Annotated in this window: 28 protein-coding genes and 1 tRNA gene; 26 read left to right on the forward strand and 3 right to left on the reverse strand. The window is 58.9% G+C overall.

Annotation, left to right across the window (positions count from 1 at the left end; translation table 11 throughout):
• Positions 1-8: 8 nt before the first annotated feature.
• Both QD336_RS01590 and QD336_RS01595 read left to right on the forward strand, forming a co-directional pair.
• Positions 9-161, forward strand: a complete 153-nt coding sequence (locus QD336_RS01590) for a hypothetical protein (RefSeq protein WP_499169010.1) — start codon at positions 9-11, stop codon at positions 159-161.
• Positions 162-249: 88 nt separating this feature from the next.
• Positions 250-339, forward strand: a tRNA-Ser gene (locus QD336_RS01595).
• Between the two features lie 129 nt (positions 340-468).
• Here QD336_RS01595 and QD336_RS01600 read toward each other — a convergent pair.
• Positions 469-807: a hypothetical protein gene (locus QD336_RS01600; RefSeq protein WP_499169011.1), complete on the reverse strand. Its 339-nt coding sequence runs from the start codon at positions 805-807 to the stop codon at positions 469-471.
• Between the two features lie 314 nt (positions 808-1,121).
• Here QD336_RS01600 and QD336_RS01605 point away from each other — a divergent pair, with 314 nt between their 5' ends.
• The 14 genes from QD336_RS01605 (at position 1,122) to QD336_RS01670 (ending at position 15,502) form a co-directional block, all read left to right on the forward strand.
• Positions 1,122-2,210 carry a septal ring lytic transglycosylase RlpA family protein gene (locus QD336_RS01605; protein ID WP_269341352.1) on the forward strand — a complete coding sequence of 363 codons (1,089 nt, stop codon included), beginning with the start codon at positions 1,122-1,124 and terminating at the stop codon, positions 2,208-2,210.
• 73 nt (positions 2,211-2,283) lie between these two features.
• Positions 2,284-3,456, forward strand: a complete 1,173-nt coding sequence (locus tag QD336_RS01610) for a D-alanyl-D-alanine carboxypeptidase family protein (RefSeq protein ID WP_499169014.1) — start codon at positions 2,284-2,286, stop codon at positions 3,454-3,456.
• Positions 3,457-3,588: 132 nt separating this feature from the next.
• A complete protein-coding gene (tmk, locus tag QD336_RS01615) occupies positions 3,589-4,263 on the forward strand; it encodes a dTMP kinase (RefSeq protein ID WP_269341354.1) in 675 nt (224 codons plus the stop codon).
• A complete protein-coding gene (locus tag QD336_RS01620) occupies positions 4,256-5,281 on the forward strand; it encodes a DNA polymerase III subunit delta' (RefSeq protein WP_269341355.1) in 1,026 nt (341 codons plus the stop codon). Before tmk ends, QD336_RS01620 begins: the two co-directional genes overlap by 8 nt.
• Positions 5,282-5,533: 252 nt before the next feature.
• Complete coding sequence (metG, locus tag QD336_RS01625; protein WP_269341356.1) at positions 5,534-7,084, forward strand: methionine--tRNA ligase; 1,551 nt, start codon at positions 5,534-5,536, stop codon at positions 7,082-7,084.
• 11 nt (positions 7,085-7,095) lie between these two features.
• Positions 7,096-7,878 (forward strand): TatD family hydrolase, encoded by a 783-nt coding sequence (locus QD336_RS01630; protein ID WP_269341357.1) that lies wholly within the window; start codon positions 7,096-7,098, stop codon positions 7,876-7,878.
• 2 nt (positions 7,879-7,880) lie between these two features.
• Entirely contained in the window at positions 7,881-8,705 is an 825-nt protein-coding gene (locus tag QD336_RS01635; protein ID WP_269341358.1) for an MBL fold metallo-hydrolase, read from the forward strand.
• 102 nt (positions 8,706-8,807) lie between these two features.
• The gene (locus QD336_RS01640; RefSeq protein ID WP_499169018.1) at positions 8,808-10,589 is read left to right on the forward strand and encodes a chloride channel protein; all 1,782 of its coding nucleotides are present in this window, start codon (positions 8,808-8,810) and stop codon (positions 10,587-10,589) included.
• Between the two features lie 135 nt (positions 10,590-10,724).
• The gene (locus tag QD336_RS01645) at positions 10,725-11,075 is read left to right on the forward strand and encodes an ArsR/SmtB family transcription factor (RefSeq protein WP_269341359.1); all 351 of its coding nucleotides are present in this window, start codon (positions 10,725-10,727) and stop codon (positions 11,073-11,075) included.
• A gap of 41 nt (positions 11,076-11,116) precedes the next feature.
• Entirely contained in the window at positions 11,117-11,644 is a 528-nt protein-coding gene (locus QD336_RS01650) for an arsenate reductase ArsC (RefSeq protein WP_499169021.1), read from the forward strand.
• Complete coding sequence (arsB, locus tag QD336_RS01655; protein ID WP_499169023.1) at positions 11,644-12,702, forward strand: ACR3 family arsenite efflux transporter; 1,059 nt, start codon at positions 11,644-11,646, stop codon at positions 12,700-12,702. The genes QD336_RS01650 and arsB overlap by 1 nt, the downstream gene beginning before the upstream one ends.
• A gap of 2 nt (positions 12,703-12,704) precedes the next feature.
• Positions 12,705-13,127, forward strand: a complete 423-nt coding sequence (arsC, locus tag QD336_RS01660; protein ID WP_499169025.1) for an arsenate reductase (glutaredoxin) — start codon at positions 12,705-12,707, stop codon at positions 13,125-13,127.
• Entirely contained in the window at positions 13,084-13,830 is a 747-nt protein-coding gene (arsH, locus tag QD336_RS01665; RefSeq protein WP_499169027.1) for an arsenical resistance protein ArsH, read from the forward strand. The genes arsC and arsH overlap by 44 nt, the downstream gene beginning before the upstream one ends.
• Positions 13,831-14,074: 244 nt before the next feature.
• On the forward strand, positions 14,075-15,502 hold the full coding sequence (locus tag QD336_RS01670; protein ID WP_174034162.1) for an ISNCY family transposase: 1,428 nt from the start codon (positions 14,075-14,077) through the stop codon (positions 15,500-15,502).
• Positions 15,503-15,508: 6 nt separating this feature from the next.
• On the opposite strand, the gene QD336_RS01675 is transcribed toward QD336_RS01670, so the two are convergent.
• A complete protein-coding gene (locus QD336_RS01675) occupies positions 15,509-16,246 on the reverse strand; it encodes a hypothetical protein (RefSeq protein WP_174034164.1) in 738 nt (245 codons plus the stop codon).
• Between the two features lie 316 nt (positions 16,247-16,562).
• Here QD336_RS01675 and QD336_RS01680 point away from each other — a divergent pair, with 316 nt between their 5' ends.
• The 9 genes from QD336_RS01680 (at position 16,563) to QD336_RS01720 (ending at position 23,788) form a co-directional block, all read left to right on the forward strand.
• Positions 16,563-17,936 (forward strand): ISNCY family transposase, encoded by a 1,374-nt coding sequence (locus QD336_RS01680; protein ID WP_499169030.1) that lies wholly within the window; start codon positions 16,563-16,565, stop codon positions 17,934-17,936.
• Positions 17,937-18,377: 441 nt separating this feature from the next.
• Complete coding sequence (locus QD336_RS01685) at positions 18,378-18,914, forward strand: YceI family protein (RefSeq protein ID WP_499169255.1); 537 nt, start codon at positions 18,378-18,380, stop codon at positions 18,912-18,914.
• A gap of 113 nt (positions 18,915-19,027) precedes the next feature.
• Positions 19,028-19,417 carry a COG4315 family predicted lipoprotein gene (locus QD336_RS01690; protein WP_499169032.1) on the forward strand — a complete coding sequence of 130 codons (390 nt, stop codon included), beginning with the start codon at positions 19,028-19,030 and terminating at the stop codon, positions 19,415-19,417.
• 5 nt (positions 19,418-19,422) lie between these two features.
• Entirely contained in the window at positions 19,423-19,929 is a 507-nt protein-coding gene (locus QD336_RS01695; RefSeq protein WP_269347648.1) for a sigma-70 family RNA polymerase sigma factor, read from the forward strand.
• Positions 19,926-20,702 carry an anti-sigma factor family protein gene (locus tag QD336_RS01700; RefSeq protein ID WP_499169034.1) on the forward strand — a complete coding sequence of 259 codons (777 nt, stop codon included), beginning with the start codon at positions 19,926-19,928 and terminating at the stop codon, positions 20,700-20,702. Before QD336_RS01695 ends, QD336_RS01700 begins: the two co-directional genes overlap by 4 nt.
• Before the next feature lie 3 nt (positions 20,703-20,705).
• Positions 20,706-21,350: a cytochrome b gene (locus QD336_RS01705; RefSeq protein ID WP_499169036.1), complete on the forward strand. Its 645-nt coding sequence runs from the start codon at positions 20,706-20,708 to the stop codon at positions 21,348-21,350.
• 370 nt (positions 21,351-21,720) lie between these two features.
• Positions 21,721-22,341 (forward strand): DUF1062 domain-containing protein, encoded by a 621-nt coding sequence (locus tag QD336_RS01710; RefSeq protein WP_269347651.1) that lies wholly within the window; start codon positions 21,721-21,723, stop codon positions 22,339-22,341.
• A gap of 112 nt (positions 22,342-22,453) precedes the next feature.
• A complete protein-coding gene (locus QD336_RS01715; protein ID WP_442864993.1) occupies positions 22,454-22,990 on the forward strand; it encodes a hypothetical protein in 537 nt (178 codons plus the stop codon).
• Positions 22,991-23,131: 141 nt separating this feature from the next.
• Positions 23,132-23,788 (forward strand): peroxiredoxin, encoded by a 657-nt coding sequence (locus QD336_RS01720; protein WP_269347652.1) that lies wholly within the window; start codon positions 23,132-23,134, stop codon positions 23,786-23,788.
• Between the two features lie 54 nt (positions 23,789-23,842).
• Here the strand turns inward: QD336_RS01720 and QD336_RS01725 are convergent, their stop codons facing one another.
• Positions 23,843-24,295 (reverse strand): DUF5680 domain-containing protein, encoded by a 453-nt coding sequence (locus QD336_RS01725; RefSeq protein ID WP_269347654.1) that lies wholly within the window; start codon positions 24,293-24,295, stop codon positions 23,843-23,845.
• Between the two features lie 165 nt (positions 24,296-24,460).
• On the opposite strand from QD336_RS01725, the gene QD336_RS01730 reads away from it, so the two are divergent.
• Positions 24,461-24,916 carry a YaiI/YqxD family protein gene (locus QD336_RS01730; RefSeq protein ID WP_003502698.1) on the forward strand — a complete coding sequence of 152 codons (456 nt, stop codon included), beginning with the start codon at positions 24,461-24,463 and terminating at the stop codon, positions 24,914-24,916.
• Positions 24,917-24,923 lie beyond the last annotated feature (7 nt).

Raw genomic sequence — 24,923 nt, forward strand, 5'->3', positions numbered from 1 at the left:
GCAGACGCATGGATAAATCGGGAATCGTCTTCGTGGCGCTTTTACTGGTGCTTGTCGCAATCGTTTTGAGCCTGACGTTGTTCGATACGGCCCAACAGGTGCCATCGATTCCCTCGGGAGAGGGATCTCTGCTGCCGCCGGCAACCGCACCGGCGCAGTGACATTCCGAGCGGAAAAAGAAGGATGGGCTCCGCTCGTCCAGCGGGATTGACGGCCATTTTCAAACCGCTATAAAGCCTCACCACCGATGGATGGGTGTCCGAGTGGTTTAAGGAACCGGTCTTGAAAACCGGCGTGCGTGAGAGCGTACCGTGGGTTCGAATCCCACCCCATCTGCCATTCAGCCAAAACAATAATGATAATGCGACGACGGGGCGGCGCCTCCGGCGTGTCATCTGGATTGGGCATGTATAAAAATCGGCGCGATAGGAAACCCGCCTTTCGGCGGGTTCCATGCGACTGGTGTCATCAGAGTTCCGGACAGCCCCGTTCGTTCGCAAATGTGATGCGGTCCGGTCCACGGCGGGTATAGCCTTCGACCACGACACGGCCGGGGGTGACGCGCACGACTTCGGGATCGCGCAGGCCGGCCTCGCGGGCGGCGGCGCGGGCTTCGCGTTCGCTGCAGCCGCGCATGCGCGGCGGGCCACGGCGGTCACGGTCACGGTCACGATCGCGGATGACGGGGCGAATGCCGTCCGGTCCGATTCTGAGTTCCATATCCTGCGCCCCCGCGGGGACCGTTGCGGCGAAGGATGCCAGGGCGACGCCGATTGCGAGGCCTGTTATTTTAATAGACTTGATCATGTTTCCTCCTTCAGCCGAGACCGGCGGAAAGCTCGTTTGTTTGCGGAATGGAAACGTGATTACCTTTCGTTTGTTCCTTGCAGGTGCTGCGGGAGACCCGGTTGAGGCGGGTGAATTGCGCCCGGCAGCAGCTTCAAGAGACATAAATCGTTAACCACGTTCGTTACAATTTTATCGAATTTGCAGAAGTCGTTCGCATTTTTGCCACGTTATGCACAAGATTAAGCGACTGTTAGGTGCTTCGATGGCAGGGGCAAATCATCGAGGCAAGTGAGGGTGCGGTTCTCCGAGCCAATAAGCGTGGGGCAGACGATTTGAATTCTACGGTCAAGAAACTCGGCATCAGCACCAGATCGGGTGCGAAGTGGCTTGCAATTTCCGTGCTTTGCGCTGCAACGGCTTCGTGTTCCACCACCTCTGAGACCAAGCCTAAGCCCAAGCGCAGCAAGGAATATTTCTCTGAATCGGAATATGGCGTCAAAGCCAGCCCGCGTGTGGCCGATGGGAAGAGCATTCCCAAGGGCGGCGGGCGAGAGCTGGTCGGCAATGCCTATACGGTCAAGGGCCGTCGTTATTTTCCGAAAGAAGAGCCGGGTTACAACAAGACCGGTCTCGCCTCCTGGTACGGTTCCGCCTTCCACGGCCGCCTGACGGCGAATGGCGAAGTCTACGATAAAGAACATCTTTCCGCCGCACATCCGACATTTCCCCTGCCGAGCTATGCGCGCATCACCAATATGGAAAATGGCGCATCGGTTCTGGTGCGAGTTAACGATCGCGGACCTTTCCATGAGGGTCGCCTGATCGACGTTTCCAGCAAGACGGCCGATCTTCTCGACATGAAGGGCACCGGCACCGCCAATGTCCGCGTGCAATATGCTGGTCGTGCGCCGCTTGATGGTCACGACATGCCCTATCTGATGGCGTCTTATATTCCGAAGGGCTCGCGTTCGCCGGGCGTCGCACCGGAAGGACAGATCGCAACGGGTGTGATGGTGGCTTCGGCTTCTCCGAATTTCGTGCCGGCGCCTGCGTCCAACCCGAATTATGGCGGCTCCACGCAGACGGCGCTGGTCGGTTCCAAGAAAAATGCGGCACTTCAGGCCATGCCGCTGGTCAACGGCGTCCAGCCGGCTTTCGAACAATTTGCAATCCTGCCGGAAATCGGCCCATTCCTGGCCGAGCGGCCGGAGGGCAATTTCATGCGTGAGCCGGCAGCGCCCGGCGGCAATTATCTGCGCGTGCCGACGCCGTCCTCCAAATATTCGGCAGCCTATTCGGAAGAATCAGCTACGGTTTCCAAGACTGTGCGCGCCTTCGACAGCGTGCTCGTCGATCGTGGTGCGCTCAACGAGCAATCGATACTCGCCCATGTGAAGCGTCAGCAGACGAAGTCGCGCTGACGGATTGAAGGATAGGCTGCCTCTCGCTTTCGTCGCGTGCAGCCGGTTGCAGCACGCAGGACTGGGCGGTTTCATGCGCAAGGCCATTCATCGCTCCTATCGGTCGGTCGTTGTGGCGGCCGCCTTTGCGTTTTTCAGTGCAGGCGCGGCGCAATCGCAGACAGCTCCTTTCATCGCCAAGGCTGAACAGGCCTATATGATCGATGCCGAAACCGGCACGGTGCTTCTTTCGCAAAATGAAGATCAGTCCTTTCCGCCCGCATCGCTCGCCAAGCTGATGACGGTGGAAGTGGTGCTCGACGCGCAATCCAAGGGGCAGGTGATGCCGGAGACCGCCTATCCGGTCTCGGAATATGCCTGGCGCACCGGCGGCGCTCCATCGCGCACCTCGACGATGTTCGCGGCGCTGAAATCCTCCGTCGGAATCAACGATCTCCTCACCGGTATCATCGTGCAGAACGCCAATGACGGCTGCATCATCGTGGCTGAGGGCATGGCGGGTTCGGATGCCGCCTTCGCCAAGCGCATGACGGCGCGGGCGGGCGAACTTGGCATGAACCGCAGCATATTCGCCAATTCCACGGGACTTCCCGATCCCGGCAACCAGACGACGGCCAAGGACATGGTGCGTCTTGCCCAGCATCTGCATGACACCTATCCCGATCGTTATGCGCTTTTCACCAAGCCCGATTTCGAGTGGAACCGGATTTTCCAGCGCAACAAGAATTCGCTTCTGATGCCGGGCAGCGGCATCGATGGTCTGGGCCTCGGTTTTGCGGAAGGCAGCGGTTTTGCCGCCGTCGTTTCGGCCGAAAGGGAGGGGCGCCGTGTCTATCTGGCGCTTGCCGGCATCGTTGACGACAAGACGCGGCAGGAGGAGGCCCGCCGGGTGGTGGACTGGGGCCTGACAGCCTTCGAGAAACGCCATCTTTTCAGCAAGGATGAAGCGGTCGGCGCAGTCAGTGTTTATGGCGGCGATGTCTCGCATATCGATCTTTCGCCCAAGGAAGATGTCAGCGTGCTGGTGCCGGTCAATAATCCGGATCGCATTTCCGGCCGCATCGTCTATCGCTGGCCGTTGACTGCGCCGCTGGATGCCGGCGCGAATGCCGGAACGCTCAAGATATTTTCGGGCGAACGGCTGCTGCGCGAAGTGCCGCTTTATACGAAGGCTGCGGTGGGCAAGGGTTCTCTGACCCAGAATGCGACGGGCGCGCTGAAGGAACTGCTGCTTTTCTGGCTGTGAAGGCCATTTTCGCCGGCCTCGTTCCTATGCTTTTGTTCAGGCATCGGATTTTCTGAAAAGCGCTTCACACATTTCGCTTCGATGCTGTAAACAGGCATTTCGAATTTCAGGAAACCCGTGCAGGACGAGACATTGGCCGAAAAGACCGGATTGTTCATCAGCTTCGAGGGCGGCGAGGGCGCCGGCAAGTCGACGCAGATTCGCACGCTTGCCGAGGCGCTTCGCGGCCGTGGTTTCGAGGTGGTCGTAACGCGTGAGCCGGGTGGTTCTCCGGGCGCGGAGGCCGTTCGGCATGTTCTGCTCTCGGGTGCCGCGGAATCCTTCGGCGTGCGCATGGAGGCGATCCTGTTTGCGGCGGCGCGCAACGATCATGTCGAGGAGGTCATTCGCCCGGCGCTTGCGCGTGGTGAGATCGTGCTTTGCGACCGCTTCCTTGATTCTTCGCGTGTCTATCAGGGCACGACCGGCAATCTGGAGCCGGAATTCATCGAGACGCTGCAACGGATCGCCATCGATGGTGTCGTTCCGGAACTGACGCTGATCTTCGATATCGCCGCCGAAAAGGGTCTCGCGCGCGCCAGGAAACGTGCGGATGAGGGGGCAACCCCCGACCGGTTCGAAAAAGAGGAAATCGAGACCCACGAGAAGCGGCGTGAAGCCTATCTGGATATTGCGCTGGCTGAGCCGCGTCGCTGCCGCATCGTCAATGCCGACCAGCCGGAAGACAAGGTTACGGAAGACGTCATGTCCTTCGTAGAGCCTTTGCTCGAGCGCGCGGGAAACGCGACGGACGCGGCGCATGAGTGAGGTTCAGGGCGTTCTCGACGGCGCGATCGCGCCGCAGCAGAACACGAGGCTTTTCGGGCATGAGGAGGCGGAAGCGTTTCTTGCGCAATCCTATCGCTCCGGCAAAGGCCATCACGCCATTCTGATCGAAGGGCCGGAGGGGATCGGCAAGGCGACACTCGCCTTCCGTTTCGCCAATCATGTGCTGAACCATCCCGATCCTGCATCCGCACCGGATTTTCTTGCCGACCCCGATCCGCAATCGCTCGTCAGCCGGCAGATCACCGCCGGTGCCTCGCATAATCTGCTGCATCTGACGCGTCCAGTGGATGAAAAGACCGGTCGCGTCAAATCCGCCATCACCGTGGATGAGGTGCGGCGGGCAGGGCATTTCTTTTCGCAGACATCGGGCACCGGCAACTGGCGTATCGTCATCATTGACCCCGCCGACGATCTAAATCGCAACGCTGCCAATGCCATCCTGAAAATACTGGAGGAGCCGCCGAAACGGGCGATGTTCCTCGTCCTTTCGCATGCGCCGGGAAAATTGCTGCCGACCATTCGCTCGCGCTGCATGCCGCTCCGGCTCCTGCCGCTTTCCGATGCGGCCATGGTGCAAGCGCTCGATCACCTCGACATCAGCCCCGAAGGCGAAAAGCGCGACGACCTGCTTGCGGCATCCAAAGGTAGCGTCGCGCAGGCGCTGAAGCTGATGAATTACGGTGGCTCCGACATTGTCGAGGCCTTTGCAGAAGTCATGTCCGCCGAAGGGCCGGGGGCACGCAAGCGCATGCACAAGCTCGCCGAGGTTCTGGCGCAGAAGGATGGCGACATCGTTCTCGGCTTCTTCATGGAGCATGTGACGGAAGAGCTGATGGCGCGGGCGCGGGCAGCGGCCATGGCGGGCGATATCGCGGCCGCGGAAAAACATGCACGGCTTTCCTCGACGCTTTCGGAACGCATCACCGTGGCGCAGGCTTATAATCTCGACAAGAAACAGATGGTGCTTTCCATTCTGGAAGATATTCGCGGCGTGTGAAGACGGAAAGAGCGGACGTTCAATACTACTGTTTTGGTTACACGTTTCGCCCACTCGGTTCACTCTCGGGCTCAATCCGAGTATCAACAACCCTTTGAAATCTCTAGGGCGTTGGGTTTGCTCAAGGACGACGAGTATGCGCGGCCTAGCAATTTTCAACTTACCAAAATGGTACTCTTCGCTTTCGCTGCTGCGAACAATGGTTTAAGAGCGGTCTATCCAAAAAACAGCCTGTAAAGTCGATCGACCGTCATGACAGACAAGACACCATTCTACATCACCACCGCGATCTCCTATCCTAACGGCAAGCCGCATATCGGCCATGCCTATGAGTTGATTGCGACGGACGCCATGGCACGCTTTCAGCGCCTGGATGGAATGGATGTTTTCTTCCTGACCGGCACGGACGAACACGGCCAGAAGATGCAGCAGACGGCGCGGGCGGAAGGTATTTCGCCGGAAGAGCTGGCGCAGCGCAACTCCGACCAGTTCCGTGAAATGGGCAAGTTGCTCAACGCCTCGAATGACGATTTCATCCGCACCACGGAAGAGCGTCACCACGAGACCTCGCGTAATATCTGGAACCTGATGGCTGATAGCGGCGACATCTACAAGGACAGCTATGCCGGCTGGTATTCCGTGCGCGACGAGGCCTATTACGCCGAGGACGAGACGGAGGTGCGCGCCGATGGCGTTCGTTACGGGCCGCAGGGCACGCCGGTCGAATGGGTGGAGGAGGAAAGCTACTTCTTCAAGCTCTCCGAATATCAGGATAAACTCCTGAAGCTCTACGAGGAGAACCCTGATTTCATCGGTCCGGCCGAGCGTCGCAATGAAATCATTTCCTTCGTGAAATCCGGCCTCAAGGACCTGTCGATTTCCCGCACCACATTCGACTGGGGCATCAAGGTTCCGAACGATCCGAAGCATGTCATGTATGTCTGGGTCGATGCGCTGACCAACTACATCACGGCCACCGGCTATATCGAGGACAAGAACGGCCCGCGCGCCAAATATTGGCCCGCCGATGTGCACATTATCGGCAAGGACATCATTCGTTTCCACGCGGTCTACTGGCCCGCTTTCCTGATGAGCGCCAAGCTGCCGCTGCCCAAGCGGGTCTATGCGCATGGCTTCCTGCTCAACAAGGGCGAGAAGATGTCGAAATCGCTCGGCAATGTCGTCGACCCGGCCAATCTGGTGGCCCATTTCGGCCTCGATCAGGTCCGTTATTTCTTCATGCGCGAAGTCTCCTTCGGCCAGGATGGCAGCTATAGCGAAGAGGGTATCGCCACCCGCATCAATGCCGATCTCGCCAACGGTATCGGCAATCTCGCCAGCCGTTCGCTGTCGATGATCGTCAAGAATTGCGATGGCCAGGTTCCGGCACCCGGCGCATTCACTGACGAAGACAAGGCGATGCTCGCTTCCGCCGACGGGCTACTGGCGCTTTGCCGCGAGGAGATGGGCAAGCAGCTCATCCATCGTGCGCTTGCCGCCATCATCGCCGTCGTTTCGGAAACCGACCGCTATTTCGCGTCGCAGGAACCGTGGGCGCTGAAGAAGACCGATCCCGAGCGTATGGGCACCGTGCTTTACGTGACGGCTGAAGTGGTGCGCCAGATCGGCATCCTGCTGCAGCCCTTTATGCCGGGCTCCTGCGAGAAGCTGCTCGACCTCGTTGCGGCGCCGGCTGACAGGCGTGATTTCGCCGCGCTCGGCGAGGCGGGCCGTCTGGTTCCTGGCACACCGCTCGAAGCGCCGAAGCCGGTCTTCCCGCGTTACGTCGCGCCGGAAGCGTGAAGGCGACCGCTATGCTGATCGATACCCATTGCCATCTGGATTTTCCCGATTTCGAGGCTGAGCGCGACGATATCATCGCGCGTGCCCATGCCTCCGGCGTCAGCCAGATGGTGACGATCTCGACTCGGGTGCGCCGTCTGCCGGAGCTTTTGAAGATCGCGGAGAAATATCCGTCGGTTTTCTGCTCGGTGGGCACGCATCCGAACAATGCCGACGAGGAACTGGATATTTCCGCTGACGAGCTGGTGCGGCTGGCGGAAAGCCACGACAAGATCGTGGCGATCGGCGAGGCGGGTCTGGATTATTTCTACGATACGCAGAAGCCGGAAGACCAGAAGACCGGCCTCATCCGCCATATCGAGGCGGCGCGGAGGACGAAGCTGCCGCTCGTCATCCACAGCCGCAGCGCTGATGACGACATGGCCGCTATATTGCGCGCCGAAAGCGGGAAGGGCGCCTTTCCCTTCATTCTACATTGCTTTTCCGCCGGTCCTGACCTGGCGAAAACCGGTGTCGAGCTTGGCGGTTACGTGTCGTTTTCCGGCATTCTGACCTTTCCGAAATCGCAGGATATCCGCGATATCGCCGCCACCGTGCCGCTGGACCGGCTGCTCGTTGAAACGGATGCGCCCTATCTTGCGCCGAAGCGCTGGCGGGGCAAACGCAACGAGCCGTCCTATGTGGTCAATACCGCCGAGGTTCTGGCTGAAGTTCATGGCGTTTCCTTCGAACGCATGGCCGAAATCACCACCGAAAATGCCTTCCGCTGCTTTTCCAAGATGACAAGGGTGTAGGCGTGGCAAGTTACCGTCGCCGCTTCACGGTTCTCGGATGCGCGTCGTCGCCCGGCGTGCCGCGCATCAACGGCGACTGGGGCGCCTGCGATCCCGAAAACCCGAAGAACCGGCGCACGCGCACGGCCTTCATGGTGGAGCAGATCGGTCCGGATGGCGGCAAGACCACCGTCGTCATCGACACCGGTCCGGATTTTCGCGAACAGATGATCGCCGCAAAGGTGGAGGCGGTGGACGCCGTGCTTTACACCCATGCCCATGCCGACCATCTGCACGGCATCGATGATCTGCGTATCTATTTTGCCCTTCAGCAAGGCCGCATCCCTATCTATGCCGACCCTGTCACCATGGCGCGCATAAAGGACGGTTTCGCCTATTGCCTGGAAACGCCGCCCGGCAGCAGCTATCCGCCCATCGTCGAACCGCGGATCATCGGCGACATCAACGTTCCGGTCGTCATAAACGGGGCGGGCGGGTCGATCCCCTTCAATGTGCATATGCAGCAGCATGGCGACGTGCATTCGCTCGGCTTCCGCATTGGTGACGTCGCCTATTGCACCGATGTCAGCGATTTTCCGGCGGAAAGCCTGCCCAGGCTTGCCGGCCTCGATGTCCTCGTCATCGACGCGCTGCAGCACCGTTACCACCCCAGCCATCTTTCGCTGGAACAGGCGCTCGGCTGGATCGAGACATTCGCCCCCAAACGGGCGATCTTGACCCATATGCATATTCCGCTCGATTATGACACGGTGATGCGTGAGACGCCGGACCACGTTGAGCCGGCTTACGACCAGATGCGTTTCGAAGTCGAGATCGAAACACCCTGAGCCTGTCTTGCGAAAGTGGTTTCCGCTTTTGGGACCAGGACATGCCTTGGAGCAACAAAGGAAAGGCGCGTCGCGCTTTGGCGCCGCCTGAAAAGGAATAGCATGTCGACCAGGCCTTTCCGTGCACCCAGTATGGCGAGCTTCTTCGACAATCTGCGCGCCAGCCGGTTGCGCGCCATGTTCCGGCGCGGCGAACTTGGGCTGGTGGTCCTCGCCGTCTTCATCGGCATTGCGGCGGGCCTTCTAGTGGCGCTGATCGGGGCCTTGAGCACGGCGCTGCATGTGCTGGTCTTCGGCGTCGAGCGGCTGAGCAGCAGCGACCTGTCCGGGTGGATCGTGCTCGCCGGGCCGGTCATCGGCGGCATCGTGCTCGGCCTCATCATCTTCATCCTGTCGAAGACGCGCAAGAAACCCATGGTCGACCCGATCGAGGCGAATGCGCTGCATGGCGGCCGCCTGTCGCTGACGGACAGCATCATCGTCTGCGTGCAGAACATCGTTTCCAATGGTTTCGGCGCCTCCGTCGGGCTGGAGGCGGGTTATACGCAGATCGCCAGCGGCGTCGCCTCCAAGATCGGCATCAAGCTGAAGCTGAGGCGAGGGGACATGCGCATCCTCGTCGGCTGTGGCGCCGCAGGTGCGATCGCGGCGGCCTTCAATGCGCCTCTGACGGGGGCGTTCTACGCCATCGAACTCATCATCGGCACCTATACGGTCGTGACGCTTGCGCCGCTCATCGTCTCTGCATTGGTTGCGACCACCGTCATCGGGCTTATCGGCGGCCACGGCATCTCGATCGATATTGTCGACGCCAGCCGGGTAACGCCGGCGGATTATGTGCCCGCCATTTTCCTCGGCGTCGTTTGCGCCGCCATCGGCATCGTGCTGATGCAGGCGGTATCCTTCATCGAGGAAACGGCGCGCAAGAGTGCCATTCCCGGCTGGCTGCGTCCCACCATCGGCGGTGTGTTTGTCGGCGGGCTGGCGCTGATTTCGCCGCAGGTACTGTCGAGCGGCCATGGCGCGCTGCATCTCAACATCGACACCGAACTGACGATCTACGGGCTGGCCGGGTTGTTCCTTTTGAAGGCGGCGGCCAGCGCCATTTCCATCGGCTCGAATTTCCGCGGCGGCCTGTTTTTCGCTTCGCTGTTCATGGGCTCGCTGCTCGGCAAGATCTTCGCGCTCTGCGCACCCTATATCGGTTACGGTTCGACGGCGCCCATCGTTTATGCCGTGATCGGCATGAGCGCCTTTGCCGCCGCCATCATCGGCGGACCGCTGACAATGACGTTTCTGGCGCTGGAATTGACCGGCGACTTCCAGATCACGGCGCTTGTGCTTGCCGCGGTCATCACCACCTCGCTGGTGGTGCGCACCACCTTCGGTTACTCCTTCGCGACCTGGCGTTTTCACCTGCGCGGCGAGAGCATTCGCAGCGCCCATGATATCGGCTGGATCCGCGACCTGACGGTGGGCAAGATGATGCGCGCCGATATACGCAAGGCCAATGTCAGCATGGGGCTTCCGGCCTTCAAGGAGAAGTTCCCACTCGGTTCGACGCAACGGGTGATCATGACCCATGATGACGGGCGATATGCCGGCATCGTGCTCGTGCCGGAAATCTATGCGGACCCGATGGATCGCGACCCCAGCAAGATCAGCCTCGAAACCTATCTGCACTACAAGAGCGATATATTGCTGCCGAACATGAATGCCCGTCAGGCAGCCGCAGCCTTCGACGCGGCGGAAAGCGAGGCGCTGGTCGTCGTCAATGACAAGATCGAAAACCGTCCCGTCGGCCTTCTTACCGAAAGCCACACGCTGAGGCGTTATAGTGAAGAGCTCGATCTGAGGCGCCGGGAGGCTTCCGGCGAGTTCTAAATCACATTAGAAAACTATCACTATATATTGATTTATATTAATTTATTTAGATTCGTTGTCTCAAGTTCACTCCGAAGTTTTTCAAAGGTAGGGCTTGGTCGTTGACATGCTCAATATATCCACTATTCTAGATATATGGATAATAGTAGTGCAATAACGGCGCTCAGCGCGCTCGCCCAATCCACCCGGCTGGAAACCTTCCGGCGTCTCGTGCAGCACGAGCCAGACGGCATTCCGGCCGGTGAGCTCGCGCGCCTCATCGACGTTCCGCAGAACACGATGTCGGCGCATCTCGCCACGCTTGCGCGGGCAGGGCTGGTCAAGAGCGAGCGGCAAAGCCGGTCAATCATCTATCGCGCCGACCTTGAGGGGCTGCGCGCGCTGACCCTGTTTCTGCTGAAGGATTGCTGCGGCGGAGCGACCGAGCTTTGCGCTCCGTTGATCGCCGAACTCACACCCTGCTGCTGCGCGGAGGCGGAGGCGTGATGAGCGCCATCAGGCCAACGATCTAACCACGGACCAACACCATGACCGAAAAGATCTACAACGTCCTCTTTCTGTGCACCGGCAATTCCGCCCGTTCCATTCTTGCCGAATCCATTCTCGCCAAGGAAGGTGAGGGGCGGTTCAATGCCTATTCGGCCGGCAGCCAGCCGAAGGGAAAAGTGAACCCTCACGCCCTGAAGGAACTGGCGGCGCTGGGTTATCCGTCGAGCGGTTTCGCCTCGAAGAGCTGGGACGAGTTTGCCGGGCCCGATGCGCCGCAGATGGACTTCATCTTCACGGTGTGTGACAGCGCCGCCGGCGAAGCCTGCCCCGTCTGGATCGGCCATCCGATGACGGCCCATTGGGGGATCGAGGATCCCGCCGCCATCGTTGGCTCGGAGGTTGAGATACAACGCGCCTTCGCCCAGGCCGCCCGTTTCCTCAAGAACAGGATCACGGCTTTCGTCAGCCTGCCGCTGCAATCCATCGACCGCATGGCGCTCGAAACGAGGCTGCATAATATCGGTGCCATGGAAGGCGCAACGGTGCCGCAGGGAAACCCCGCCTGATGTCTGTCTTCGAACGTTATCTGACCGTCTGGGTGTTTCTGTGCATTATCGTCGGTGTTGCGCTCGGCCATCTGATGCCCGGCCTCTTTCAGCTCATTGCCGCGGCCGAGATCGCCAGGGTGAATATTCCCGTCGCGGTGTTGATCTGGCTTATGATCATTCCGATGCTGCTGAAAATCGATTTTCGCTCTCTTTCGCAGGTCGGCGCATTCTGGCGCGGCATCGGCGTGACTCTGTTCATCAACTGGGCCGTCAAGCCGTTCTCGATGGCGATATTGGGCTGGTTTTTCATCGGCTGGCTGTTCCGCCCGTATCTTCCGGCACAGCAGATCGATTCCTATATCGCCGGGCTGATCATCCTTGCCGCTGCGCCATGCACCGCCATGGTCTTCGTCTGGAGCAATCTTACACGCGGGGAGCCGCTGTTCACGCTGTCGCAGGTCGCTCTCAACGATGCGATCATGGTCGTGGCGTTTGCGCCGATCGTCGGTCTGCTGCTTGGCCTTTCGGCCATCACCGTTCCGTGGGACACGCTCATTCTTTCCGTGGCGCTTTATATTGTCGTGCCGGTCATCCTCGCGCAGCTCATTAGGAGCCGGCTCATGGCTAACGGCACGTCAGCGACACTGGATCGTTTTCTCGCAAGGCTGCAGCCGGTCTCGCTGGTGTCACTGCTTGCGACGCTGGTTCTTCTTTTCGCCTTTCAGGGTGAGCAGATTATCGCCCAGCCGGCCGTCATCGGCCTGCTCGCCATCCCGATCCTGATTCAGGTCTACCTGAATTCGGGGCTTGCCTATCTTTTCAACCGGATGACCGGTGAAAGGCACTGCGTTGCCGGCCCATCGGCCCTGATCGGCGCCAGCAACTTTTTCGAACTCGCGGTCGCGGCCGCCATCAGCCTGTTCGGCCTTCAATCCGGTGCGGCGCTGGCAACCGTCGTCGGCGTCCTCATCGAAGTCCCGGTCATGCTTTCGGTCGTCTGGATCGTGAACCGCTCGAAGGACTGGTATGAGGCTGCGCCCGCCGTTTCCCGAACGATACTGACAGAAAGGCAATGAGCATGGACGCCACGATCTATCACAATCCGTCCTGCGGGACTTCCCGCAACACGCTGGCGCTGATCCGCGCGGCGGGGATCGAACCGACCGTGATCGAATATCTGCAGCAGCCGCCAACGCGCGAATACCTTGCAAGGATGATCTCCGATGCGGGCCTGAGCGTGCGCGGGGCCATACGGGAGAAGGGGACACCCTATGCCGAACTTGGTCTCGACAATCCGGATCTGAGCGACGACCAGCTGCTCGATGCGATGATCCAAACGCCGATACTCATCAATCGCCCCTTCGTCGTGACGCCGCTTGGCACCAGGCTTGCCCGACCTTCCGAAGCCGTGCTGGATATATTGCCCGACACTTTCAGGGGGCCGTTCTTCAAGGAGGATGGTGAGCAGGTTCTCGACGGGGAAGGAAAACGCATTGCCTGATACGTTCCCCGCATTGCAGGCCCAGCATCTGCAAGACATAGATACTGACGCGCTGCGTCCGGCTTTCTCGACCCACAGGCCGCGCATCCTGATCCTCTATGGCTCGCTGCGCGAGGTTTCCTATAGCCGTCTGCTTGCATTCGAAGCCGGACGGTTGCTCGAACGGCTCGGATGCGAGGTTCGGATATTCGATCCGAAAGGCCTGCCTTTGCCCGATGAAGCGCCAGCCAGCCATGCCAAGGTGCAGGAACTGCGCGATCTCTCACAATGGTCGGAAGGACAGGTGTGGGTAAGCCCGGAACGCCATGGGGCGATGACCGGCATAATGAAAGCGCAGATCGACTGGATTCCGCTGGCAGTCGGATCAGTCCGGCCGACGCAGGGCAAGACGCTCGCCATCATGGAAGTATCCGGCGGCAGCCAGTCCTTCAACGCCGTGAACCAGATGCGTATTCTCGGCAGATGGATGCGGATGATCACCATTCCCAATCAGTCCTCGGTGGCCAGAGCTTATCAGGAATTCGACGTGGACGGTCGGATGAAGCCATCATCCTATTACGACCGCGTGGTGGATGTCTGCGAGGAACTGGTAAAATTCACGCTGCTGACGCGTGACGCTTCAAGCTATCTGACAGACCGATACAGTGAACGTAAAGAACAGGCGGACGAGCTTGAAAAACGTGTTTCGCTGAAATCGATCTGACAAATCGGCCTGGAAAACACATAAAGCTGGCAATCTTCGATGCCCAAAAGCAAAGTCCAGACCACATTTTAGTTCCATAATCTATCTTATGCGATCTTCGTTTGTAAGGGCTATTTAGTAATGCGACAGTTGGGCCAGTTAGAGATGCGACAGTCTAGCCTCTCGACGCACTGGTCAAAGCCAACGTTGGGAGCAAGGATGACGATCTTCAGCCTGGTCGAGACCATGAGCGGTCGGAGTCGTCATGTCCTGTTTGATCACCATGTCGCAGAAAGAATTGCATCGCCTCGAACTTATCCAGAAGATCCGTGACGAACGCCTGAGCGTCGTCCAGGCGGCGGACCGGCTCGACCTCAGTCGAAGTCAGGTCCATCGGCTGCTGCAGGCTTATGACCGGGATGGCCCGGCCGGGCTCGTTTCGAAGAAGCGATCACGGCCGAGCAATCGGCGCCACAGCGAGGAATTTCGCAATGCGGCGCTGGATTTGATCCGCGAACGCTATCTGGATTTCGGCCCAACGCTGGCGCGTGAGAAGCTGATCGAGCTGCACCGGATCTCGGTCGCCAAAGAGACGCTGCGGCAATGGATGACCGAGGCCGGGATCTGGATCTCGCGCCGGGAACGCAAGAAACGGGTTTTCCAGCCACGCGGCCGAAGGGATTGTTTTGGCGAACTGGTGCAGATCGATGGTTCGCATCACTGGTGGTTCGAGAACCGTGGCCCCAAATGCGCCCTCCTCGTCTATATCGACGATGCCACCGGCAAGCTTTTGCATCTACGCTTTGCCGGATCGGAGAACACGTTCGACTATCTGCATGCAACGAAGGCCTATCTACAGCAATGGGGCAAGCCACTGGCATTCTACAGCGACAAGCACGGCGTTTTCCGCTCCCTTCATGCGTCGAGGAATGACCGCACCAGTGGACTGACGCAGTTTGGCCGTGCGCTTTATGAGCTAAACATCGACATCATTTGTGCCAACACTCCGCAGGCCAAAGGCCGGGTGGAGCGTGCCAATCAGACGCTGCAGGATCGGTTGGTGAAAGAGATGCGTCTTCGCGGTATCGACACGATCGAAGCTGCCAATGCCTATGCGCCTGAGTTTATTGCGGATTTTAATACACGTTTCGGAAGGCTACCGCGCAATTCAAAGGACATGCACAGGCCGTTGGCCGATCACGAGAACCTCGATGGCGCCATGTGCCGCAAGGAAGTCCGCACCCTGTCGCAATCTCTGACACTGCGTTACGACAAGGTGCTGTTCATTCTCGATCCGACAGAGATTTCCAGGCCATTGGCGGGCCAGAAGGTGATCGTATGCGATTATCCCGACGGCCGGCTCGAGATCATGCACGAGAGCTTTGCCCTGCCCTATAGAACCTTCGACACGTTACGCTCGGTACATCGCGCCGAAGTCGTAGACAACAAGCGACTGGATGACATGCTGTCGCTGGTTGCCGAGATGCAGGCTGGTCGCGAACAGCAACGCAGCAAGGGCGGCCCTCGCCGCACCGGTCAGACGGATCATATGTTCGCCATTCGCGACGGCAGCACGGCAAACGGGTATCAGAAGCGTGGCCGCAAGCCGGGTCGGCGGACGGATTTCATGAACGATCCAGCGGTGATTGCGAAGCGCGAGAAAGCATTGTCGAAGCAGCCGGCGGCGGAATAAGACGTTTCAATGCACCCCGATGTCGCTTTGTGTATCCGATTCCAGCTGCAGGCAGGCGGACCAAAGTGGCGTCTTGTGGAAGGATCCATCCTGGAGGAGCGTGAGCCCTTCTCGTGCCTCGTAGAGCAGGCCCAGCCAGCACAGGCGCCTCAGCACGCCATATTGGACATCGGATTTCAGTTCCCAGGCTTCCAGTGTCATTTCGGTCTCAGACAGGGGAGCGAAGTGTGGCTTGAGGATTTTTACAATCTGCAATGGCGTGCACCCTTCTCTGGCCTTGATATTGAGAAGATTGAGGAACATGCGCCACCAGCGTAACCGTGCCCGGACCTCCTCTTCCCGTTCGGTGTCGTGGACATAGGAATAGAGATAATCCGTGGCAATCAGATCAAAGAAGGCGTTCGGGTCCAGCAGAAACTCCCGGCCGCGTTTGGTTGGAAGCAGCACATTCTTCTTCCGGCGAAGGAGTTTCAGATGACGGGTCATGTCGCGCACGGCCCAGAGCGGCGGCATGTCGCCTTCGTTCAGCACTTTGTTCATGCTGTATAGGTCTTCGGCCGTAAACCCTGGCCAGAGGAAGTGCACGGCGGCCCAATGCACGAACTTGCGGTTCATGGCGCCGGTCGCCGTCAATCCTATGCCACCTTCGCCATCAGCATAGGCGACGGACAAAAGCATGCCGCGAAGAAGTGGTGACAGCGCGGCGACATCGACGTCACCGTGCAACTTGATTTCCGGAAGCATCATGCCGCTTTGATCCCTACCCGCCCGATGCAGGTGCAAAAACGATTATCAGCTGGCAACGAGATAATTGCTACTGAGGAAGCTAAAGCCGAAGAGGGGATTCTATCACCCGCCCCCTCCCTACCCTTGCAACCCGGCCCAGCCGGTCCGGTCGGGGGCTGATTGTCGGGGCAAGTGTCGCATTTCTAACGGGCCAGCGGCGCCGCATCTCTAATCAGCTTTGACATCGTTTGTAGCCGCAAAGTTAGAATGTCCTGTTTCTGCAAAGTTGGAATGTCACACTCCCCGGGTCTGAATGATGCCTGGGAGTTTGCGGATGGGATTGATAGCGATGAGCGAGCGCGATCTGCAGCGGATCGAGGTTCTATCGAAGGTCGTCGGCGGACGGATGACGACGGTGTCAGCGTCGCATGTGCTTGATCTGAGCGAGCGCCAGGTCCGCCGTCTTCTGGAACGGATGCGCACTGACGGTGCGGCGTCGATCCGTCACAAGGCAATCGGCCGTCCGTCGAACAACCGGATCAGTGACGGCGTTCGCGACTACGCGGTGGCGTTGGTTCGTGAACGTTATGCGGATTTCGGCCCGACGCTTGCGACCGAGAAGCTTGTCGAACGTGATGGCCTGCATGTATCACGCGAGACGGTTCGTACCTGGATGGTCGATGCCGGCTTATGGCTGTCGCGCAAGCAACGACGAACGTTTCATCAGCCGCGACTGCGACGCGAGGCTTATGGTGAGTTGGTGCAGATCGATGGTTCGGAGCATCGCTGGTTCGAAGACCGTGGACCAGCATGTTCACTGCTGGTGTTCGTTGACGATGCGACCGGCAAGCTGATGCAGTTGCGCTTTGTACGTTCCGAAAGTGCCTTCACCTACTTCGAGGCACTGGCGCTTTATCTTGAGCAGCACGGTGCACCGATTGCCTTTTATTCCGACAAGCATTCAGTGTTCCGGGTGGCAAAGAAGGATGCCAAAGGCGGCCAGGGCATGACCCAGTTCGGGCGAGCGCTTTGTGAGCTAAATATCGAGATTCTTTGCGCAAATTCGAGCCAGGCCAAAGGTCGGGTCGAGCGCATGAACCGGACGCTGCAGGACCGTCTGGTCAAGGAACTGCGATTGGCCGGCATCGACAGCATGGAGGCTGGCAATGCGTTCGTGCCCGGTTTCATCGATGACTATAATGCACGGTTTGCGGTTTGCCCTGCCCGATCCGATGACCTGCATCGGTCAATGAACCTGGCGCCGGATCGATTGCGAGAGATCCTGTGCAAGCGAGAACAGCGGTATGTCGGATCGCAGCTGACATTTTCCTATGAGCGCCAGCGGATCATGCTGGACGAGAACGACGTCACGCGCGGCCTGGTTGGCAAATATGTCGAGACCTATGCCTACGCCGATGGTCGCCTCGACGTGCGCTGGAAGGGACATTCCCTGCCCTACACGGTGTTCGACAAGGATCAGCGCGTGACGCATGCGGCGATCACCGAGAACAAGCGGCTTGGCGATGTCCTTGCGTATATCAAGGAGCGCCAGGACGAGCAGGAAAAGCCGACGGTGAAGAGCAACAGCGACAAGAACGGCTACACGCCGCGCGCTCGCAAGCCCGGCCGACGGAAGGACTTCATGAACGATGCGAAGGTTATTGCGCGTCGTCAGAAGGCACTGTCGCGACAGCAGGCTGCGGAGTGAGGTGTCTCAAAGCTAAAGCCGAAGAGGTGTGTTTACCACCCGCCCCGATCTGATCTTGCAACCGGATCAGCCGGTCAGATCGGGGCTGGTCGGTGTGCCGTGTGGCGACCAAAGGACATTTCTACTTGGCAAACCAGCGGACATGCCAACTCACCCGCCACATCGTTTGTGGCGAAAGGCGGCTTTCGGTTCGCCCCTTTTGGCGGGCCGGTATCCCAGCCGTAATTGGAGTTCCCGTGCGCCATCTTCATTTAAGGACCGCACGCGATAGCGACGCTGGCACGCGTACCGGCATGTGCGTGGCTGATCGGGTCTCGGCGATTTAACGTTCGGTCGCCAGTCACATGGATTAAATGGCTCCCCGCGGTGTTCTCTTGGTTACGACCAAGTACTCACAAGGGAGCCCGCACCGTGAAATATTCCTGTTCTATTCCTTTCCTGATGGCGGCATTGGCCTGCACTCCGGTGTCCGCCAGTCCATTCTCGTCTGCCGCCGGGCGCTATCGCATCGATCCCGCATCCCATATCGGATTTTCAATTGCCCAGGTTGCCGGTCCGGGAATAAAGGGCGCCATTCTCGATATATCCGGCCGCTTCGACATCGATCCGGACCAACCGTCCAAGTCTTACGTGGAAATCAGCTTGAAGCCGTCCAGCGTCAAGACCGGGCAAGAGCGGGTGGAAAACTTCCTGAAATCCAGCGCGGTTTTTAATATTGCCGCTTATCCGCAGATCGTGTTTCGCTCCAGCCGGGTCACTCAGGATGGACCGCGCAGCGCGGTGGTCGAAGGCATATTGACGGCCAAAGGCATATCCCGACCCGAAACCTTTCACGCGACATTCGTTGAACAGCAAAAGGGATCGGTCACCTTCCATGTCACCGGCAATGTTCCCCGCATGCCCTATGGCATGGGCGTCGGGGTGCCGCTCTATTCGAATACGGTGGCGTTCGACATCGATCTGAAGGGTGTCAGATAATAAAAAACCGCAGGCGCATCAAAAAATCAGCGAGGCGGGAATAAATTCCGCTGACCGGTGTTCTATCCAATATCGGGCACGTTGTCCGATCGTTTATTTCAAAGGACTATAACATGCGTGCACATCATTTCGTTCTGGTCGGCGCCCTGGCGTTCGCCTCCACTGCCGCCCTCGCCGACCCCTATGCCGGTGGCGCGGTGGTTGAAAAGGCGACGGCCAAGGGCACTATCCTGACCGACGCCAAGGGCATGACGCTTTATACATTCGACAATGACGGCGATTCCTCGTCGGCCTGTTATGATGGCTGCGCGAAAAAGTGGCCGCCCCTCGCCGCCTTGAAAACCGATAAGCCGGACGGTGACTACAAACCGATCGCCCGCAAAGATGGCACGATGCAGTGGTCGCATGACGGAAAGCCGCTTTATCGCTGGCAGATGGACAAGAAACCCGGCGACATCACAGGCGATGGCGTCGGCGGCGTTTGGCACGTTGCCAAGGAGTAACTCCAATGCCGGACTTTCTGGACGAGATGACAAGTTGCATACCGGCGCTCCGACGTTATGCGAATGCGCTGACGCATGATCGCGACACGGCTGACGATCTTGTCCAGGACTGTCTGGAAAGAGCGATCCGCAAAAAGGCGTTGTGGCGACCGCAGGGGCCGTTGCGGCCCTGGTTGTATCGGGTGCTTGTCAATGTCTACCGCAACAATCTGCGCGGCAGCAAACGCCGACCCCAGCAAATTCCGATTGACGACGCTGCGGAACAACTGGTGGTTCCGGCGGCGCAGACGGGTCGGGTCGCCCTTGCGGAAATGGCCCGCGCCATTGAAAAACTGTCCGGCGAACACCGGGAGGCGCTGCTTCTCGTCGTTGTCGAAGGTTTCAGTTATGCGGAAGCCGCAAATATTCTTGAAATTCCCCTTGGCACACTGATGTCCCGTCTGGGGCGAGCCCGAACGGCGCTTGCCCGCATGACCCAGGAAGACCAGCCAAATCTCAAGGTGATAAAATGACCGGTAGCGAGCCACAGATAACCGAAACCGATCTGCTCTCTTATGTCGATGGCCAGCTTGAAGACCAGAGGCTTGATGCCGTTCGCGCCCACCTCGCCTCCAATCCGGCCGACGCACGCAAGGTCAAGATGTGGCAGCAGCAGAATGCGACGTTGACGGCGCTTTATGGTCCTCTCGACACCAATGTTTTGCCCGATCGTCTCGATGTATACCGCATTGAGCGGCGCATGCGATCGGAACGGGCCGACTGGCGCAACATGGCAGCGGCGGCCGTCCTTGTTCTTGCCGTCGGCCTGACAGGCGGCTGGTTCGGGCGTGGGTTTGTATCCGGGGTTGCCGAACCTGCTTCCATCGTGGCGGATGCAGCGCAGGCACATAAGCTGTTTGCGAGCGATGTTCTGCATCCGGTGGAGGTTCGCGTCGATAGCGAAGATGCTCAGAACCTGCCGAAATGGCTATCGAAGCGGCTGGACCGTAAAATCAACATCCCGGATCTCACCCGTCACGGCCTGTCCCTCGTTGGGGGTCGTGTGCTCCCCGGTTCCGAAGGCCCCGCTGCCCAGCTTATGTATGAGGACAAAGGCGGGCAGCGTGTCACGCTTTACATCGTTGCTGCGGCCGACTCGAACGACAGCGCCATGCGGCGCTCCAGTGTCGGTTCGCTGAAAACAGTGTCCTGGGACGACGAAATGATCCGTTGCGCCCTGGTCGGCAATCTGCCGTTCGATCGAATGGACGCCATCGCCAAAGACACCTATCAACAGCTGAGTTGAACGATGCAATATTCTGGCGACAATTCCGAGAGCGCTCCGGCTGTTGGACGCAGCTGGCGCAACGCGCCCTCCTCCTTTGGGCTGGTGGCGATCGCCTTCCATTGGACGATTGCTGTCCTTTTCGTGGCGCAGCTTGCGCTGGGATATCTGATGAGCCGTGACAGCATCGATCCGGTTCTTCAGTTCAATCTTTTTCAGTATCACAAGTCGATTGGATTTCTGGTGCTGGCTCTTGCTGTGCCACGTTGCATCTGGTCGGTTTTCAGCAGGAGGCCGCGGGCTATCGAGGGTGAAAGTCCGGTTTCGAGGTTCGCCGCGCGGGCCGCTCATGCGGCGTTGCTGTTCCTGACCCTGGCCGTTCCCCTCGCCGGGTGGGCGGTGGCGTCGACCTCTCCCTTGCAGATCCCCAGTTACGTCTTTGATCTCGTCGTCATTCCGGGATTGCCCATGGCGATCTCCGATCAGGCCGAGGCCTTCTGGAGTGACGTTCACGCCACCCTCGCCTATCTCGCCGCCCTTATCGTATTCCTGCATGTGATGGCGGCGCTGTGGCACCATTTCATCCGCAGAGATCCGACCCTTCGTCGCATGCTTCCCCTTACAGAAGCCACGGATAACAGCCGCCGGGAAATCTCCTCCGGACAATAGGGAGACGATCGAAGAGTTGCGTAAAAGCTGCAGGCGCAACCTGTTTCAGCCACAGCCTACGGGATGACTCCCTTTTGGGAGCATCATTTGTTATCGTCGCCCGCGAAGAGCATTGGCGCATTGAGGTAGACTTTGCCTAAGTAATCACCGGTCTCAATCCAGTTTCACCCGCATCGCCGGATAGCCGCAGGCTGTCGGCGTATGATCATGTTCATCGGGTGGTGGCAAGAGACCGGTTTGGCATCGTCAAATGTGCCCTGTGCAGCGCCGCTGTCTCAGCTCTTCACCACCCAGAACATCGCCATGCCGTTCCCGCAAGGGTTTCTCCTGCACCATCTTGGTGGACTTCCAGACGGAAGACCAAGACGCTATGTGCAATTTACTTCGGGTCCAATGGACCATCACGCCACGAGTGGCGCCCCAGCCCTGGCTTGCCTGTAACGGATGCGGTGAGCTGAGGGCATTTCAGGCCAGCGGCAAGATCCGGCTCAATGCCAATGGCCGCAAACTCGATGCCTGGCTCATCTACAGATGCCTGACCTGTGACAAAAGCTGGAACCGGCCAATCTTCGAGCGGCAGAATGTTCGCGACATAAGCCCTGCCGTTCTGGAGGCGCTGCAGTCCAACGATCCGCAATGGATAAGAGCCGAGACCTTCAACCTCGAGGCGTTGAGACGCAAGTCGCAGCGTATCGATGAGTTTCCGGAGTTCGATATCGAGAAAAAGATACGGGTCGAACCTCCCGACTGGGCCGCGGCCGAGATCGATCTGACGGTTCCGTTTTCGGCCGGCATACGCCTCGATCGCCTGCTGGCTTCCGAACTGGGGCTTTCACGCTCGCTGCTGCAGAAGCTTCATGATGGCGGCCAGATACGGGCGCAATCCGACCTTTTGCGGCGGCGTCTCAGGAACGGCACACGGATCGTGATCGAGTGCCGCGACGGGCTTGATCGGGAGCGGTTCTGGAAACCCGCGACGACCGGCCTCTAAGGGTAGCGCGGGGGTCTGCATGTTCAGGCCCTCGCCTTGCCGCATCGATGCGGTTCAGCCAGTCAATGGAATAGACCTTTTTCCATTCATCAGGCTTGCGGAACGAAGAGGAATGGTAAAAAAATCGCGCCGTCTAACGAGGGTATTCAGCGGAATGAAAAGCGCTTCTTACATCGCATGGGTGGTCATCGCGGCGATGTCCGCCTCAACGGAAGCAGCTAGCGCCGGGTCGAAGGATCACCATTGGTTGAAGGATCCGGCGAGCCAATGTGCATTCGTCCTGCCGGCCTCGATGACCGAGGGACCGGCCTTCTGGACAGGTGCCTGTATCGACGGAAAGGCGTCCGGCATCGGCATGCTCCGTCGCCGGGATGGCGGTCGCGCCGGGGCAGCTTTCCTCGGTAAAATGAAAAACGGCCTTCCTGATATCGGTGTCGTCGATCTTGGTGACGGATATCGGGCGGGTAGGTTCAGCAACGGCGATATTGGTGGCGAGGCTGAGCTTGAGCCCCAGGTGCGGATCGATGCGTTTCGTATCGCAGCTGACGCTGCAAGGCAGGTCAGCGCCAAATACGCTGCGGAGAAGAATGAAGCCTCCGCTCAGCTCTATGGTACCATGGCGGAAACCCTTGAAACTCAGATCGAATAGACAGCCCCTGCCCGGCGACGTCATCGACAGGTGGTGAAAAGCTCTGGCCATTTCAGGCAAAAACTTTAAGCTCATCCGCCGGACACAGATTGCCGAGAACCATCAGATTTTCAGTTCAAATCATCAGGGAGAAAGCACACTATGAGCCTGCGTATCAACGATATTGCCCCCGACTTCACCGCAGAGACCACCCATGGCCCGGTGCATTTTCACGACTGGATCGGCGACGGCTGGGCGGTGCTGTTTTCGCATCCGAAAAATTTCACGCCGGTCTGCACGACGGAACTGGGTGCCATGGGCGGCCTGCAGCCGGAATTCGAAAAGCGTGGCGTCAAGATCATCGGCATTTCGGTCGATCCGGTCGAAAGCCATGAAAAATGGAAGAACGATATCCGCACCGCGACCGGCTTCAATGTCGACTACCCGCTGATCGGCGACAAGGACCTGAAAGTTGCCAAGCTCTATGACATGCTGCCGGCGGGTGCGGGCGAGAGTTCCGAAGGCCGCACGCCTGCCGATAACGCCACCGTGCGCTCGGTCTTCGTCATCGGTCCGGACAAGAAAATCAAGCTGGTCCTCACCTACCCGATGACCACCGGCCGCAATTTCGAGGAAATTCTTCGCGCCATCGATTCCATCCAGCTCACCTCCAAACATCAGGTGGCGACGCCCGCCAACTGGAAACAGGGCGAGGATGTCATCATCACCGCCGCCGTCTCCAACGAAGACGCGATTGCCCGTTTTGGTTCCTACGACACGGTTCTTCCCTATCTGCGCAAGACGAAGCAGCCCGGCTGATCCGAAACCTGTGATGGGGCGGTGAAAACATCATCGCCCCAGTCACCGCACGTCTCATGGCTTTATGATCCCGCCATGATAGTCAAGTCGGTACGTTTCGACATGTCCCCGGTAGATGCGCTCGACACCGGTGAAGGACTCGAATTCACCAGCATTCGTATCGACATAGATCAGATTCTCCACCGGGTGGGTAAAGCCGCCGAGAAAGCGGCCTTCCCGATAAAGCGTGGAAAGCGACCGCTGAATGACCATGCCGGCCGTCGTGCCGTCGATCATATCAGGCCTGAGAATACGGCCGTAATAACTCATCGCCCACACCGCGGTTCCCTGGTGCCAGACGACCTCCTGGCCGATGAAATCGGTTCCCCCGAAATAGCTGTCGATATAATGCCAGTCTCCGTCGCGATAACCGAGATCGTGCGATCCCTGACGCGTGGGGGTCGCAGATTTATCGCCGCCGCCGACATATGTTGCAGACTTGGCTTGCACGATAAACTCCTCCAACATTGACCCTCTCCACGATCAAGAACATAAAGTGAACATAGACGGTTTTCGCGATCGTCGCAAGCATCCTCCTGCGCGACGTCGAGCCGCTATTTCAGCGCTGACGGGCTTGGTAATTGCGGCGTTTGCGCTTAGAAGCTTGGCAGGAATTATCCCAAAAGAGTGCTCATGCCGCAAAACCCACAAATCTATGTCGATGCCGATGCCTGCCCCGTGAAGCCGGAAATTCTCAAGGTGGCGGAGCGGCATGGGCTGGAAGTGACCTTCGTTGCCAATTCTGGTCTGCGCCCGTCGCGCGATCCTATGGTGAAAAACGTCATAGTATCCGCCGGTTTCGATGCGGCGGATGACTGGATTGCCGATCATGCCGGTGAGAACGATATCGTCATCACCGCCGATGTGCCGCTCGCCGGCCGCTGTGTCGCCAAGGGTGCGCTGGTCACGGGACCGACGGGTCGCGTCTTTGATCAGTCGAATATCGGGATGGCGACGGCGATGCGTGATCTTGGCGCCCATCTGCGCGAAACCGGTGAAAGCAAGGGATATAACGCTGCATTTTCACCGCGCGACCGCTCTGCCTTTCTGGAGACGCTTGACCGTTTTTGTCGCCGTGTCAAAAAGTGATACCGCA

Origin of the sequence: Rhizobium sp. BR 250 (assembly GCF_047445855.1) — a bacterium.
Lineage (GTDB): Bacteria > Pseudomonadota > Alphaproteobacteria > Rhizobiales > Rhizobiaceae > Agrobacterium > Agrobacterium tumefaciens_I.